13 protein-coding genes are annotated in these 15,502 nt (G+C 52.4%); 8 read left to right on the top strand and 5 right to left on the bottom strand.

What is annotated here, in order from left to right; translation table 11 throughout:
- Window positions 1-25: 25 nt before the first annotated feature.
- Complete coding sequence (locus C2I18_RS11350; protein ID WP_249901285.1) at window positions 26-919, bottom strand: diacylglycerol/lipid kinase family protein; 894 nt, start codon at window positions 917-919, stop codon at window positions 26-28.
- Between the two features lie 156 nt (window positions 920-1,075).
- Window positions 1,076-2,032 carry a catalase gene (locus tag C2I18_RS11345; RefSeq protein ID WP_249901284.1) on the bottom strand — a complete coding sequence of 319 codons (957 nt, stop codon included), beginning with the start codon at window positions 2,030-2,032 and terminating at the stop codon, window positions 1,076-1,078.
- A 269-nt stretch (window positions 2,033-2,301) separates the two neighbouring features.
- Between C2I18_RS11345 and C2I18_RS11340 the strand changes: the two genes are divergently transcribed.
- The 4 genes from C2I18_RS11340 (at window position 2,302) to C2I18_RS11325 (ending at window position 6,829) form a co-directional block, all read left to right on the top strand.
- Window positions 2,302-3,885: an S-layer homology domain-containing protein gene (locus tag C2I18_RS11340; RefSeq protein ID WP_249901283.1), complete on the top strand. Its 1,584-nt coding sequence runs from the start codon at window positions 2,302-2,304 to the stop codon at window positions 3,883-3,885.
- 156 nt (window positions 3,886-4,041) lie between these two features.
- Entirely contained in the window at window positions 4,042-4,860 is an 819-nt protein-coding gene (locus tag C2I18_RS11335) for a methyl-accepting chemotaxis protein (RefSeq protein WP_249901282.1), read from the top strand.
- Between the two features lie 145 nt (window positions 4,861-5,005).
- Window positions 5,006-5,800 (top strand): alpha/beta fold hydrolase, encoded by a 795-nt coding sequence (locus tag C2I18_RS11330; RefSeq protein ID WP_249901281.1) that lies wholly within the window; start codon window positions 5,006-5,008, stop codon window positions 5,798-5,800.
- Between the two features lie 39 nt (window positions 5,801-5,839).
- Window positions 5,840-6,829, top strand: coding sequence for a sensor domain-containing diguanylate cyclase (locus C2I18_RS11325; protein ID WP_249901280.1), 990 nt, complete (start codon window positions 5,840-5,842; stop codon window positions 6,827-6,829).
- Window positions 6,830-6,910: 81 nt separating this feature from the next.
- Here C2I18_RS11325 and C2I18_RS11320 read toward each other — a convergent pair whose 3' ends face one another.
- Together C2I18_RS11320 and C2I18_RS11315 are read right to left on the bottom strand one after the other, a co-directional pair.
- Entirely contained in the window at window positions 6,911-7,966 is a 1,056-nt protein-coding gene (locus C2I18_RS11320) for a C40 family peptidase (protein ID WP_249901279.1), read from the bottom strand.
- 819 nt (window positions 7,967-8,785) lie between these two features.
- On the bottom strand, window positions 8,786-9,214 hold the full coding sequence (locus C2I18_RS11315) for a MarR family winged helix-turn-helix transcriptional regulator (protein ID WP_249901278.1): 429 nt from the start codon (window positions 9,212-9,214) through the stop codon (window positions 8,786-8,788).
- Window positions 9,215-9,336: 122 nt separating this feature from the next.
- Here C2I18_RS11315 and C2I18_RS11310 point away from each other — a divergent pair, with 122 nt between their 5' ends.
- Both C2I18_RS11310 and C2I18_RS11305 read left to right on the top strand, forming a co-directional pair.
- Window positions 9,337-9,924, top strand: coding sequence for an NAD(P)H-dependent oxidoreductase (locus tag C2I18_RS11310; protein ID WP_249901277.1), 588 nt, complete (start codon window positions 9,337-9,339; stop codon window positions 9,922-9,924).
- 128 nt (window positions 9,925-10,052) lie between these two features.
- On the top strand, window positions 10,053-10,919 hold the full coding sequence (locus C2I18_RS11305) for an SDR family oxidoreductase (RefSeq protein ID WP_249901276.1): 867 nt from the start codon (window positions 10,053-10,055) through the stop codon (window positions 10,917-10,919).
- 110 nt (window positions 10,920-11,029) lie between these two features.
- Here C2I18_RS11305 and C2I18_RS11300 read toward each other — a convergent pair whose 3' ends face one another.
- Window positions 11,030-12,115, bottom strand: coding sequence for a UvrB/UvrC motif-containing protein (locus C2I18_RS11300; RefSeq protein ID WP_249901275.1), 1,086 nt, complete (start codon window positions 12,113-12,115; stop codon window positions 11,030-11,032).
- Window positions 12,116-12,294: 179 nt separating this feature from the next.
- Between C2I18_RS11300 and C2I18_RS11295 the strand changes: the two genes are divergently transcribed.
- Both C2I18_RS11295 and C2I18_RS11290 read left to right on the top strand, forming a co-directional pair.
- Complete coding sequence (locus tag C2I18_RS11295; protein WP_249901274.1) at window positions 12,295-13,101, top strand: MerR family transcriptional regulator; 807 nt, start codon at window positions 12,295-12,297, stop codon at window positions 13,099-13,101.
- A 135-nt stretch (window positions 13,102-13,236) separates the two neighbouring features.
- On the top strand, window positions 13,237-15,225 hold the full coding sequence (locus C2I18_RS11290; protein ID WP_249901273.1) for an FAD-dependent oxidoreductase: 1,989 nt from the start codon (window positions 13,237-13,239) through the stop codon (window positions 15,223-15,225).
- Window positions 15,226-15,502: the final 277 nt, after the last annotated feature.

Raw genomic sequence — 15,502 nt, 5'->3', positions numbered from 1 at the left:
ATCTCCAGAACCCATAATCCGCTGGTTAAGCCTGCTCCGGTACGATGACCTGCACATATTGCGGGATAGTACTAAGCCGGATGGGAAGGGCAGGCCCTTCTTCACCGTCAACATTGGTCATAATGGTATCAGCAGAGCTGACATGGACCTGTCTGGCTGTAAAGTAGATGACATCCTTGTGGTTTTTGAGATTGCCCAGCAGGAGAGACAGGCTGACGGTGAGGGTTTTGAACAGGTTCAGGTCTTTGATGATATAGCAGTGCAGCAGGCCGTCATCGACCGCGGCTTCCGGGGCAAGCCTTTGAAATCCGCCTACAGAATTGGTCAGAGCGGCAATGAACAGCGGAGATTCGCCCTCCCAGACCTTATCATCATGACGGATGACCAGAGGGTGTCCGGTATTAGCGCCTGTAAGATCCTTAAGGCCTTCCTTGAGGTAGGCAAAAGCCCCCAGTCTGGATTTATCCTCCGATGTTACGGCGGATACTGCTTCAGCCAGTGAACCTGCGGCTACCACGTTTACGAACATCCGGTCGTTCAGGCGGCCGATATCCACCTGCTGCACGCTGGAGGAGGTTAAAGTCTGTATGGCCTGGAGGGGGTCGAGCGGAATCTGCAGGGCGCGGGCAAAATCATTGACCGTACCTAGCGGAATAATTCCAATCTTGGGCCGGTGGGTCTGGCCGCTGAGCCCGTTAATGACCTCATGGAGTGTTCCGTCACCGCCGATCGATACGACCAGATCATAAGCCTCCCCGCACGCAGTGATGCAGAAATCAGTAGCATCGCCTATTTTTGCCGTCTCATTGACTGTAACCGTATATCCTTTTTCCCGCAAAATTTCTTCTACGGATGCAATATGCTCCAGGGCCTGCTCTTTGCCGGATGAAGGGTTGATAATAATCATGGCATGCTGCATACATAACGTCCTCTCTGATTGGCATAGGTTACGGTTCTTTTCAACCCATTACCCGAAATAACCGGCTTTGATCTAGCTTGCCGTGCAAAAAGAAAGCGTCCGGACACTCAGGTGTCCGGACGCTTCTTTGCATGTGGGCCGTCGGCCGCTGGTCTGTCAGCGCTCTCTGCTGCGTCTGCGGTGGGAATCGGCGTAGGCAGCGTGCCGGAAATGAAGAATAGGATCATCCGATAAGGCCATTCCTTCAGAAATTGCGGAAGGATCCATTACCAGACCCTCCTGTTCACCGGTGATACCGGTTATGAACAGGCGTCCGATGCCGATTCTCCGCCGGTCCTCCGGCCAGGCCCGGGTCGGGTCGTCGGTTGGATCGTCCTTTTCACCGAATACGGCGATCAGCTGGAATACGGCCGGCTCATCTTTAAGGCGAAGCTCCAGTTCCTCCTCCAGATAATTGTCCGGCTGTGCGGCAGCGTCCCCGGCGGACAGGCTCCGCACGCCTGCATCCGGCTTCCACTCAAATTTTACCGGGCGGCTATTACCCTCATGGTCCTTGAAGAAGTAAGCATGAATACAGTAATAATGAGATTCGGCATAGCTGGCCGGGGGCTTCAGCCGCCGGACGGCAAGCATTGCTTCCTTACTCTCGGAGAAGTGCGCCGTAATTTCTTTGACCAGATCAATGGGACCCAGCTTACCCTTGCGCGCCTGATGAACGGACTGAACAATGTCCACGAAAGATTCCGGGGTACGGGCGAAAAAGACCGGTATCGTAACCCCGACCAGGCTGCTCACTTCTCCGTCAGGCAGAGAGAACTGTACCGCCATTCCTTTGGCCGGTGAAAGGACATCCGCCAGCGCGGGGTCAGTGGAGCTGCCTGAGAAGCGGACAATGGCCTCTGATTCCTGCAGCTGGAGATGCGGAGCCGTAGTGAATGCTGCAGCCAGGCCATTCGGCCGGAAGACAGCCCGGCAGCAAATCCCCTTGGCATGGGCGCGGCGGTAACCCGGATGAATGCCCGATAATCCCTCGATGGCATCTACCGCATGGGCGGCCAGTGCATCAGGGCCGGCTGCCTGCGCGGAAACTCCGCGTGAATCTGAAATATGCATAACGAAGCTCTCCTCCCGTAAATGTTATCAGCTTAAAGCTATGGATCCGGTTCTTGTAGAGCGGATAATTGGCTATATTACCATTCATTACCACGTGGATTTTTTGTTAAACTGCTGCGCTGCAGTATTTGCTGAATAAAATGACAATTATCTGTTCTTCCAATATTTTAGCGGTGATAACAGACCTCGGATTTGGTATACTTTCGGCAAATTGCAGCCAGAGGGAGCCGAGAACAATCGGAATAAAAAAATTATGGGGCCGGATAGCAGTGGCAGCGGCAGCCGTCTGGTGTGCAGGCGGAGTGTATATTCAGCATGCATCTGCCGGGGCTGTGCTGCCTTTTGACGATATCGCAGCCAGCTATGCCCGGAATGAAATCATAGATTTATATAATCAAAGGATATTGACCGGTACCTCGGAGACAAGCTTTTCTCCAGCCAAGCCGATTACCAGAGCCGAGTTCATCACCGTGCTGGACCGGCTGCTGAAGCTTGAGCCAGTGCCTGGTCCTATATCACCTTATACCGATGTTGCAAAAAATGCATGGTATTATGGCTGGATCCAGGCAGCGGTCCAGCTGGAGCTGGCGAGCGGCACCTCGGGATCGACCTTTGCTCCGGCACAGCCGGTTACACGGCAGGAGGCGGCGGTATGGATGGCCAGGGCACTTAAGCAGCCGGAGAATACCACAGCTGCACAAACGGCCTTCAAGGATAAGACTGAGGTTGCCGCCTGGGCAGGCAGCGCTGTGGGTGCTGTCAGCAGGCTTGGCTTGATGAAGGGCGATGAGATGGGGGCCTTCCGGCCGTCGGATAAGATTACGAGGCAGGAGACAGCGGTGCTGATTGACCGTGTACTGCAGCGGAAGCCGTGGGCGGCAGAGCTTGCAGAGGCGCCGGATCAGCAGATTGTGCTGGGCTGGCAGTACGGCCAGACGACAGCCCAGTATGAGAGTACCATTCTAAGATCCAATGTAAATACGTTATCTCCGCGCTGGTTTTTCGTAGGCGGGACCGGAGCTGTTACGGATTATACCGATGCCTCACTCGTTCACTGGGCTGAGAAGAAGGGGAAGCAGATCTGGGCAATGATGGGCAACCGGTCCGACCTCGCCGCTACACATCAGCTGCTCTCCAGCGCGTCATCGAGAAACACTGCGGTGAATCAACTGGCGGCAGCGGTCAGCAAATACGGGCTGGATGGCTTGAATATTGATTTTGAGAATGTGGGCGGCGCAGACCGGGCCGCGCTGACTGCCTTTGTTACACAACTGGCTGCCAGGCTGCACGCCCTCGGAGCCGTACTGTCGGTCGATGTCTCTCCCGATCTCGGGACAGACTGGACGGAGGCGTTTGATTATGCCGCGCTTGGCAGACAGTCCGACTATATCGTGATGATGGGCTATGATGAGCACTACAGCGGCAGCCGGAATCCGGGGTCCAATGCTTCACTGCCCTATGATGAGAAAGCGGTAAGCACACTGCTCAAAGCCGTTCCCAGTCAAAAGGTGATATTGGCCCTGCCGTTCTTTAACCATGACTGGACGCTGAAGCAGGACGGGATATCTCCGTCCTCAGCTCCGCTCTCATTAATAGAGCAGAACGCGATTGTAAGCCGCTACGGGCAGCGTCCGGTGTGGGACAGCGTCATTGGGCAATATGTGTTCAGTTACACGGCACAATCGCTGAAGCACACCATTTGGCTGGAAGACGGCCGTTCCTTAACTGCCAAATTTAACCTTGCGGCGAAGCATAAGCTGGCGGGGATTGCTTACTGGCATATCGGCGGAGAGAGTCCCGATATTTGGACCAGCCTGGGCAATGCCGAGAAATTTGCAGGCTATTCATTTTGACAGGAGCCCTCAGGGGCTCTTTTTGATTTCAAAAAGAGGGAGATGCTTGAATAAATCTGTCTGTAAACCGATATAAATTTAGATTATTAAAAATTGCGATAAACACCTCGAAATATAGGAACAACCAGACTTACTAAAAAAGGTGGCTTTAAAAATATGTATAAAGTAGATTCGCTGGAGCAGCTCATTGCTGCAATTCCTTTGCTGAAAGCAGCGGTCCCCGCTGATTTATCTATCGCAGTCTGCGATCTGGAGAAATTCCTCGCCTATTGGCCGGGTGACAATATTCATTTGAATATTCAGGCAGGCCAATTCCTGCACCCGGAGGAACCGCTCTCTGCTGCAATCAGGAGCAATACGGCACTGAAAGCGGAGGTGCCTGCTGAATTTTATGGCTTTGAATTTACCGGAACGGCAACACCGGTTCATAACCTTGAAGGCGAGGTGATCGGCGGCATTGCGGTACAGCTCAGACGGCAGAGCGAGCTGATAGCGATATCCGATCAGTTGGCCGTCTCGCTCAGCCAAGCCAGCGCCCGGCTCCTGCAGATAGCGGACGGATCGAGTGAGCTGGCTGATTCTACCCAGCAGCTGCTCGCGATTGCACACAGAAGCAGCAGCCAGGTGAATGAGACGGATAAAGTGGTGTCTCTGATTAACAATGTTGCCAGTCAGACCAACCTGCTGGGCATTAATGCGGCGATTGAAGCGGCCCATGCCGGCGACAAAGGCAGGGGGTTCGGAGTCGTAGCCCAGGAAATCCGCAAGCTGTCGAATGAGACTGTGAATTCTACCAAAACCATTCAGGATACGCTCGGTTCCTTCAAGGCGGCGACCTCGCAAATGGGGGTTTCTATCGAGCGGATTGCGGCCATCGTCGAAGAGCAGGCAGCATCCTCAGAGCAAATCTCAGCGTTCATTGCCGAGATTCAGCAGATGTCCGAGAAGCTGAATGAATTCGCCAGGAAGCTGTAGGCAGCTGTAATGCAGCCGGCAGATTCACCATAAAGCCTTATTTTAACTGGAACGATCAGGGGGATTGGCATAACGATTTACTTGTTATTTTTGCTGTTCACGTCCACAATAAGCTGATAGTAAGCAATATAAGGGAGAAGCAGGAATGAATGATGTAAGGGCAAGGAATAAAGTGAAAGTAATTGGAGAAGGCGCGCAGACGATTGTGTTCGCCCATGGCTTTGGATGCGATCAGAGCATGTGGCAATTTATAACGCCTTACTTTGAACAGAAATACCGGCTGGTACTTTTTGATTATGTCGGTTCCGGCAACTCTGATTTAAGCGCATACAGTGTTGAGAAGTACGGTACGTTCCGCGGGTATGTACAGGATTTGCTGGATGTTATCGAACTGCTGCAGCTGACCGATATTATTTTTGTAGGGCACTCTGTCAGCTCCATGATCGGTATGCTGGCTTCCATAGAGCGGCCGGAGCTGTTTGGCAAGATGGTGATGATCGGGCCCTCACCCCGTTATCTGAATGACAGCGACGGGTATTTCGGCGGATTTGAACGAAGCGATATTACCGAGCTGCTGGAGATGATGGAGATGAATTTCAGCGGCTGGGCCAGCTTTATGGCACCGCTTGCGATGAACAATCCGCATCTGCCGGAGCTGACTCAGGATTTGGAGCGCAGCTTTATTGCTGCCGACCCCGTGATTACCAGGGAATTTGCGGAGGTTACGTTTTTGTCGGATCACCGTAAGTCGCTGGCTGAGGCCGCGGTGCCCACTCTGATTCTGCAATGCTCGGATGACAGTATTGTCCCTTTGCAGGTTGGTGAATATTTGCACAAAAATTTGAAGAACAGTGAGCTCCGCCTGATGCAGGCAAAGGGACATTACCCTCATATCAGCCACCCGGAGGAGACAGCTGCGCTTATTAATGAGTATCTATGAAAACCATAAGATTATGCAGTAATGCGAGGTTATTTACCAATGGATGAACGACTGGAATATGCACCGTGCGGATACCTGTCTATCACACATCAGGGCATCATTACGGATATGAATCATACCTTCCTGTATCTCTTGGGATATACACGGGAGGCTCTGCTGCATAAGCATATTGAATCTATAATGTCCAAGGCCAACCAGCTGGTTTTCCATTCTTATTTCTACCCCAATATCAACCTGCACGGGCATGTAGAGGAGCTGTTCATCAGCCTGAAGAACGGCTGGGGTGAACCGGTGCCGTACATTCTGAACGGCCGCAGTCTGGTGTCAGATGGCGTACCGGTTATTGACTGCGTGCTGGTACAGATGAGCAAACGCATGGACTATGAGCTGGAGCTGCGTTCGGCCAAGAAGCAGATTGAAGAAGCCTTTTGGCAGAAGGATCAGGCACTGGCCAGCCTGGGCCAGATTCACTCCGAAATTCAGCAGAAACAGGCCGAGCTTATGGAGCTTAATGCCATTCTGCTGGAGCTGTCTACTACAGACAAGCTTACGGGGCTTAAGAACAGAAGATATTTCGAAGAGAAGCTGAATGATCAGCTGGAGCAAGCCGCAAAGACGCAGCAGCCGTTGTCCCTGCTTATTATTGATATTGATCACTTCAAACAGGTAAATGATACCTTTGGGCATCAGACCGGGGATCATGTCCTGGAGAAGCTGGGGAGCCTGCTGAAATTCCATTCCCGTGAAAAGGATATTATAGCCAGATACGGCGGAGAAGAGTTTGTAGTCATTCTGCCGGATATCAATGCTTCCGAAGCCGGGATGGTGGCCGAAAATTTGCGGCAGGTGACAGCACAGACAGTCTGGGATACCGGACATATCACGGTAAGCATCGGTATTGCGACCTGTACAGAAGGTGTTTCAGCCGATACTCTGCTCAAGAAAGCCGATGAGGCCCTGTATACTTCCAAAAAAGAAGGCAGAAACCGCGTGACCCACAGTTTGAAGCTGGCCGGAAAGCTCCTGTAAGGGGCTTTTTTGATATAAAGAAAAAGCCCCTTAAGGGCAGCAGACATGTGGCGGGGTCTGCTGTTAAAGGGGCTCTTAATGTTACTGCTGCAAAATTCTGCGGGCGGTCACAAACCGTTCCTTCCACTGGCCGTCGAAGGGCTCGATATGGACACCCTCTTTTTTGGAATAGGTATGCAGAATCTGATTATTGCCTGCATAGATTCCGACATGTCCTATGTCCAGGCCCCGTGCGCTGAAGAACAGCAGATCGCCTTTACGGAGCTCATTCAGCCCGACCTTCACCCCTTCTTTGGCCTGATCGTAGGAGACGCGGGGAAGGTCTACCGACAAGATATCGGCAAACAGGCGTTTTACAAAGGAAGAACAGTCGAACGTATCTGTCTGATCCGGTGATGCCCCGAATTCATAGGGTGTCCCCGTAAACGTTTTGCCGTATGCCAGCAGCGCATCCGCCTGCTTGTCCAGCAGCGAAGAGCTGGTATAGTCCGTATATTTCGGTTTAGCTGATATGTATCCGGTACGGTTATCCTCTGTCCGCACTTCCAGCCAGAGCGCACCGGCCTCGCGTATGACATGAACCTTGGCGCCCGCAGCCAGCATTTCCGGCTGAACAAGGCTGCTCTTTCCGTCCGCAGCGCTGCGCACATTGACACCCCACTTAATGGATGTTTCATAGTTTACAGCAGATGCAATCCGTACAGAACGGGTGGCCTGCTCCCAGGATACTGTGCTTCCGAGCGCTTCACTGATCACACGCAGCGGAATCATGCTGTATCCTCCGGAGATTTGACCGGGCACGGACAGACTCACGGTAGTCCCGTTTACCTTGGCTGCGGACTCCCCCATACGGTAGGTCAGCTTGGTGCCGCCCTTGGTTGCGGTGACCGTCTTGGATGTGTTGTTCCAGGACAGCCTCGCACCCTGCTGCTCAAATACGCTGCGCATGGGAACCAGCACATTGCCGTTAATATTGAGCGGGGCAGCTTCAGGCTGAAGGCGTGCACCGTCCAGATAAATCGATACTGACGCCGCCGGAGCACTGTGTGTCTGGGCTGCTGCACCGGCATGCGCAGAGGTTGAACAGAATAAGGGCAGAGCCAGCAGCGTGAGCAGGATATTTTTGCTTTTCGTCATGTATTCATCACCTTATGGATAGATTTGGTCTCTATACATTGGACTATGACAAGACAGAATGGTTGTGTGGCAATTGTTGCCAACGCGTGTGGCGGGAACCGGAAGAGAGGCGGTGGCACCGGCAAAAAATGAAAATGCAGACGGCTAACTAACGCACTATAGCATGATGCAAATTGGACCTGGACCACAGCGTTACTATCCGGCAAACGCCTTAAGAGACATGTACAGATCAAGCCAAGTGGAAAATCTCCATCTGTTTCACTGAAAAATGCCGCTATTCCAATCCTTGTTGGAAAAACTCCACTTAAATGTACTGGATGAGTCTCAAAAAGCTCGTATCCGCCTCAATAGCTGGAGAATTTCCGGCTAAATCTCTTAAACACGCAAAATGAACAGGATTAGGTGGAGGATATCCAATTAGGCTCCGCAGCTCTCTAGCTGCGGCAGACTTTGCGGACCCCTCTAGCGGATGCACGAGTAAATCAGCGATCTCAGTCCCACCGAACCACAGTATCCCGGTGCCAATTCACATAGCTGTACTTCTTACAACTATAACGCCGAAATCTTGTGCCGTATAAGCATTAGCTGCATGTTCTGCAATTAAAAGTCTCCAAATTCCGCAGAAAGAGAGAATTCGCTATTTTTACATGCACAGAATGCAGTTAAACTTTGAAATCCGGTTTTTCGCAGCCTTTTAACTGCAGTAAATACAACTAAGCGTTATGCCCTCCCACACAGATCCTCCCCATTGCGTACCGGCGCAGCATCTTGAAGCGTCACTCGGGAAAACACCGCTTCACTGTACCTGATACGGCCAATCTAGTAAAACACCTTCCTCTGCAGCAGATCCAGCGCCTGTGCGATCTCCCGGCGCTCGGCTTCATTCGCCTGTGAAATCCGCTCCGCGAACCGGGCCGCAACCGTCAGGAAAGCCTCGTTCATCATCGCCTGGCCGGAGGGAGATAAGGTGATGCCCTGTTTCCGCCGGTCGAGCGGATCGGTCACTTTGTCACAAAGACCCTTTTCACTCAGTTTGCGCATCTCCCGGCTCGTATTCGGCATGGACATATGCATACAATCGCTGATTTCACTTAACGTTACAGGCTGGCTGACAGCGATGTACTCCATTATTTTATACTGGACAGAGGTTAGCTCTGCGGATTTCACATCTTTGGTTATCTCGTTTGTAATCTGATGGACGGCGGTGGTAAAAGCCACAATTTTCTGAAATAAAACGCTGTTGTCCATACAATCACCTCCAGATGAAACGATAGCAAAATAATTATCTAAAAACAATTATCTTTTGACAACTAAAATCAGGATGTGCTACCCTTTTGTTATCAAATGACAAGTAAAGGGGAATCCTCTGTATGAACACTCTGATCATCTATACACATCCGAATCATCACAGCTTAAGTTATGCTTTTTTGCAGGAAGTCATCCGGGGAAGCAGTGAGAACCGGCATATCTCCGCGATTCAGGTGCTTGATTTGTATGAGGAGGGGTTCGATCCGGTACTGATTTTTAATGAAAAAAAGCGCAGGAGGGATATGCACAGTGATCCAGCGCTGGCCAAGTACAGGGAACAGCTGAGCTGGGCGGATCAGATTGTTCTTGTCTATCCGATCTGGTGGGGACGGCCGCCGGCGATGCTGATGGGCTACATAGACCAGATGTTTGCTTCCGGTTTTGCCTACCGTGACAAGGGCGGCCTGCTTCCGGAAGGACTGCTGAAGGGAAAATCGGTGGTATGCGTTTCCGTGATGAAGGGACCCGCTAATTATCCGCTGCTGTGGCTGGGGAATGCCCATAAAATGCTGATGCGCAAGGCACTGTTCAACTTTGTAGGCATCCGTAAGGTGAAATTTTTTGAGTTCGGAAGCATGGAAAGTCCGCGGGGGAAGCACAGCAGGAAGCTGCAGCGGATCTACCGTTATTTTCAGACGGTCAAAGCATAGGACAAAGATTAGGATTTGACATCTTCAGCACATGTAACTACAATAGTTACAGGATAACAAATGTTCAACCGGCAGGATATGAAGAAGACATTAGCATAAATAAATATTTTTATACGGAGGTTATGGATATGAAAATCGGATTGACCGGAGCAACAGGACATTTTGGTGCAATTGTGGCAGAGAGACTTCTCGCCTCCGTACCAGCGGAGAATATTGTGGTCAGTGTAAGAAACCCGGAGAAGGCAGAAAACCTGCGGGCCCGTGGAGTGGAGGTAAGACATGGCGATTTTGATCAGCCGGAGACGCTGGATGCGGCGTTCGCAGGCGTGGACCGTCTGCTTATCGTGTCCGCGGACGGCGACAATGATACACGGATCCGCCAGCATAAGGCCGCTGTCGATGCCGCTGTCCGTGCAGGCGTAGGCTTTATTGCTTATACCAGTGCAACCAACGCAGAGGAGAGCCCATTGTTCCTGGCCCCTGTACACCGCACAACAGAAGGCTTCATCCGGGAAACCGGGATTCCGTACACCTTCCTGCGCAATAACTGGTATCTGGAGAATGAAGCGGGGTCCATTCAGGCTGCTGCAGCCGGTGCGCCATGGGTAACCTCGGCAGGGAACGGCAGAGTAGGCTGGGCAACCCGCCGTGATTATGCAGAAGCTGCGGCAGCGGTTCTGACTGGTGAAGGACATGAGAATAAGACCTACGAATTGTCCGGACCTGCGCTGACCCAGGAAGAGCTGGCTGCAGTTGTCGGCGGAGTACTCGGCAAAGAGGTTGCTGTGCAGCAGGTGGATGATGCCGGATATTCCAGTGTCATGGCCAGTGCCGGTGTGCCGGACTTTGCCCTGCCGATCGTGGTTGCGATCCAGCAGGCCATTCGTGAAGGCGCTCTGGATCTGGAGAGCAGCGACCTTACGAACCTGCTGGGCCGCCCGCTTACACCGCTCAGCCAGGGTGTCAGCGATTTGCTGAATGCAGACAAGGCGTAACACCGTTTGACTAAAGCCAGCCGCTTACCCGGCCGGTCGCCATAAGAAGAGGCTGTCCTCCGTAGGTCATTATCACTCTGACCGGAGAACAGCCTCTTTTTGAATTACCGTTATTCTGCCTGCTCAAAGCAGCTGTCCAGAAGTCCGCGGACTCCCTCATCCAGATCTGCCTGCGGCCCCGGCTCCAGCCATTCTCCCGGAATAAGGATGTAGCAGCCGGAGCTGTGCTTGAGGTAGCTGTAGATGATCTGGGCTTCGTCAATTTTATGGCGGTTGACCTCATCAGGGGGCTGGTCTTTTGCCAGGCGGAAATGATCCCTGACCGCTGAGGTGATCAGCTGCTGCAGTCCGGGATGTCCGCTGTCCAGCTTGTCCTGATGGATGATCCGGCTGCCCTTGATCAGAATGAGCTTCAGTGCAGCCTCACTGACCGATTCCAGCACAGCGATGTTGCGGTTTTCCTCCGTAAATCTGGAGACCTTTTCCTTATGCAGCAATGCCTGCACTGCCCCGGTATAGTCGCGGTATTTGGCCGCTGCCTCAAAATCAAACCGCTCCGCAGCCTCCTCCATACGCCGCTCCAGATCGTTCAAAATTCCGGTATCACTCCCGTTTAACAGTGCGATGACCTGATCGATGATCAGATTATACTGCTCCAGCGCTTTCCCGCCCCCGCACATGCCGATACACAAGCCCAGCGAATGGTTCAGGCACAAACTGTTTTTGACATGAGGGCTGCTGCACAGAATCCGCTGGGATTCCTTGATGCCCTGGATCGCTCTTTCCACCGTGCTTCTGCTCGTGTAAGGGCCGAAATGATGGCTTTTCTCCCCTGCACCAGGCTCATAGCCGACTTCAAGCTGGCGGTAAGCCCCCTCTCTGCGGATAGAGATGTAGGTATAGGCGAGCGGATTTTTCATTTTTCTATTGTACATGGGCTTGATTTCTTTAATCAGCTGGCATTCCAGCATAAACGCTTCAAATTCGGTATCAGTAAGCCTGTATTCGAGGTCCCGGATGTTGCTGACCAGCCGTTTGACCTTGGGTGAGTGCCCTTTGGAGTTGTAAAAATAGGACTGCACCCGTTTCTTCAGCTGCTTGGCCTTACCTACATAGATAATATGCCCGAGACTGTCCTTCATCAGGTACACGCCGGGAGTCAAAGGGAGGTTTGCTACCTTTTCTGACAGATTCACAGGGATGACCACTCCTCCGCTGATCAGATTTTCTAGTAAATTCTAGTATATACGATGCCGGCGGCGGGGGCGACAGGAAAAGATGGCTGCAAATGTGACAAAATCCACAAGAATTGGCACCGAAAGACACTATCATGAAGTAGTCAAAGATAAATTTCGACAAAGCTGGGGGGCTTTTCATGAAATATTCAATCGGGGAGTTCGCGTCAATTCTCGGCGTCACAGCAGATACACTGCGCTTATATGAGCGGCATGATATTGTCAGGCCGGTCAAAGACCATCACAATAACTACCGATATTTTGGCGACCTGGATGCCAGAAACCTGCTGTCGAGCAGGTGGTACCGGAGTCTGCAGATTCCGCTCCAGGATGTTGCCGAGCTGATAAATGACGCACCGTCGGAGCGGGTAGTTGATACAATCGCTGCCGCACGGCTGCAGTTAGAGGCGGAGATCAGGCGCAGCACGCTGCTGCTGGAGAAGATGGAGGAGATTCACAAGGAGCTCCGGATGATCGGCGGTTCCTTTTACAAGTGCAGGATCAGGCAGGCGCCGGGGATGTACCGGATCCAGCAGACGGACAGGAATACCCTTCTTCAGAAGGATTGTCTCAAAAGAACGGTTCAGGAATGGATGGAGCTGCTGCCTTTTACCTTCTACTCTTTTCGTATAGAGAATACGGGAGACATCTGCGGAAACGCCGGTCTGAGCTACAGCTGGGGGCTGGCTCTGCTTGAAGCCGATCAGGACAAGCTTGCGGTCTGCCTCAATGACAGTGTGGAATATGTTCAGCCTGGCACCTGCATCTCTTCAGTGATTGTTTCGCATGACGAGGAGTATCTTGAGCGGGGGGCGTTCCAATTCATGCTGGATTATGCTGAAGAGCACCGCTATGCCATCACCGGGGATATCACGGGCAAAATTTTGTTTACCGAAAGAACGGGCGGAGAGCACAAGACTTATCTGGAGATCAACATTCCTATTTGATTGCTTAGATTGAGAAAAGTTTCACATATAGTTCATTGACCTTGGTCCTGCACTAAGGTTTACACTCTGGGCATATTCATCGGGCTCTGATGAGCTTCATAAGGACTGCTAACAACGATACAGGGGGAAAAGAAAGTGCACAAACGATCATCATCCAAAATGTTCATGGTAACACTGTGTCTCATCATGCTGCTTACTGTCATTAGCGGCTGCAGCGGCAATTCAGCTGAACAGGAAGCTTCAGTACCGCCGTCCGCTTCACCGGAAGCATCGCAGGTGCCGGAGGAATCAGCAGAAATACCGGATTCTTTTAAGGCAGGAACCTACAAGGCGGAGGCCGACGGTAAAGACGGCAAAATCCAGGTGGAGGTAACGCTGGATGAGAAGCAGACCATTACGGATATCCAGGTGCTCAGCCAGAATGAGACGGCAGGCATCGGTGTCGAGGCGATCAATAAAGTGAAGGAAGAGATCATTGCCGGCCAGACACTGGCGGTCGATGCCGTCAGCGGCGCTTCCGAATCCAGCAGCGCGCTTCTGGCTGCGGTTGAAGATGCCCTTGCACAGGCAGGCGGCAACGTGGAAGCTTTCAAATCCAGAGCCGTGGCCAAATCCGGCGAAGGCAAAACAGAACAGCTGTCGGCAGATGTCGTAGTCGTAGGTGCCGGGGCTTCCGGCGTATCGGCAGCCGTGTCTGCTGCAGACAAAGGGGCCAAGGTCATCCTTATCGAGAAGACAGCCACGATCGGCGGCGCGAGCAATTTGTCCTGGGCGGGCAAGTTCTACAATTCCTCGGCCGCGGTCAGCAGCGGGCTCAAAGTCAATGTGGAGCAGGAAATCGCCGACTGGATCGTGGACAACCACTGGCGTGTGGACGCCGGAGCGATCCGCCAGTATGTAACCGAGTCGGGTGCAACCTATGACTGGCTTGATGAAAAAGGCTACAAGACGACTTTTATCAATTTTGACGGGGAACAGCTGCATATGCTTCCGGCTTATGAGACCCGCCAGGATCTGCTTCGCGCTATGCTTGCCGCTTCGGTGGAGGCAACAGGCGGGGAGGTCCTGACCGAAACGACGGCCAAGAAGCTGATGACCGGCAGAGATGGTGCGGTTACAGGTGTAGTTGCCGAGAAGGCTGACGGCACAACACTTGAAATTACCGGAAAGAGCATCATCATGGCTACAGGCGGTTATGCTGCCAATAAGGAAATGGTTAAAGAGGCTTTTGGATTCGAGGGTGTGAACGGCGGTCTTGGCCAGAATATCGGGGAAGGACTGCAGATGTCCTGGGATGCCGGGGCCAAGGTGCCCGACAATTTTGGCGGCCAAATGCTGCACCAGACGCTGGCCAGAGCGACCGAAAAGCTGAAGGCCCAGTATGAGCCGTTCGCTGCCAGCTATCCGCTGATGCTGACCTATCTCCCTAACTTCATGAATGTCGGCTCCTCCGGCGCGCGCTTCAGGGATGAATCGGCAACATTGACCGCCGTAGCGGCTGCCAACACCAGTGCTTTTAACGGACCTTATCATCTGGTAATTGTCTCTAAAGCGCAGATTGATGCCCTGACGGCCAAAGGAATGAACGGTGTAAAAGCGCCTGCGCTTCCGGGCATGCCGCCGGAGTTCTATGCGGTGTTCGCTGACCAGTTCAAGCTGGATACGCCTTGGAAGGATGCAGACAAAGTATTTGAAGCGATGGTTGCCAATGGCGACGGCTTTAAAGGCAATTCCATTGAGGAGCTGGCAGCAAACGCCGGTATGGATACAGCTGTATTCACTGAAGCGTTCAACAAGTATCAGGAAGCGACCCGGACCGGCGTTGATACGGAATTCGGCAAAACGAAGGATTACCTGCTTCCGATGGGAGACAGCGGTCCATACTATGCGATTATCGCTGAGATTAATAACCTGGGTTCGGTCGGCGGACTGCTCGTCAATACCCAATTCCAGGTGCTCAATGACCAGCGTGTACCAATTAAGGGATTGTACGCAGTAGGCCTTGAATCAGAAGGTGTACTCTACAATGATACTTATGTCGGCAACGGCGTCGGTCTCGGCTACTCCTTCACTTCCGGCCGTCTTGGCGGTGAAGATGCAGCTGCCAGCGCCCTGGCGAAATAGAGGACAGCTCTGCTTGAAAGAGCTGTTGTTAAGGGGAAGCCTTCAGGCTTCCTCTTTGTGCTGCGGCTATGATAATATGAGGTGGAAATATCAGGGTGTCCGGAAGCTCTGTCACCCGGAAGAGAGGCTTGGCATGGTGATTAAACGAGGTAACTGCCCGGTGCGGTTGAACTAATCTGATAACAGATTGATACCGGGCTTAGAGGAAGGGAATGTTATCAGTGAAGCGCTCAGCTGCACCTTATCCGCACAGCAAACATTAGCATGCGAGAGGGGT

This window comes from Paenibacillus sp. PK3_47 (assembly GCF_023520895.1).
Taxonomy (GTDB): Bacteria; Bacillota; Bacilli; order Paenibacillales; family Paenibacillaceae; genus Paenibacillus_AQ.
The sequence above is the reverse complement of the archived record's forward strand: the minus strand, read 5'-3'. Positions and strand labels throughout refer to the sequence as shown.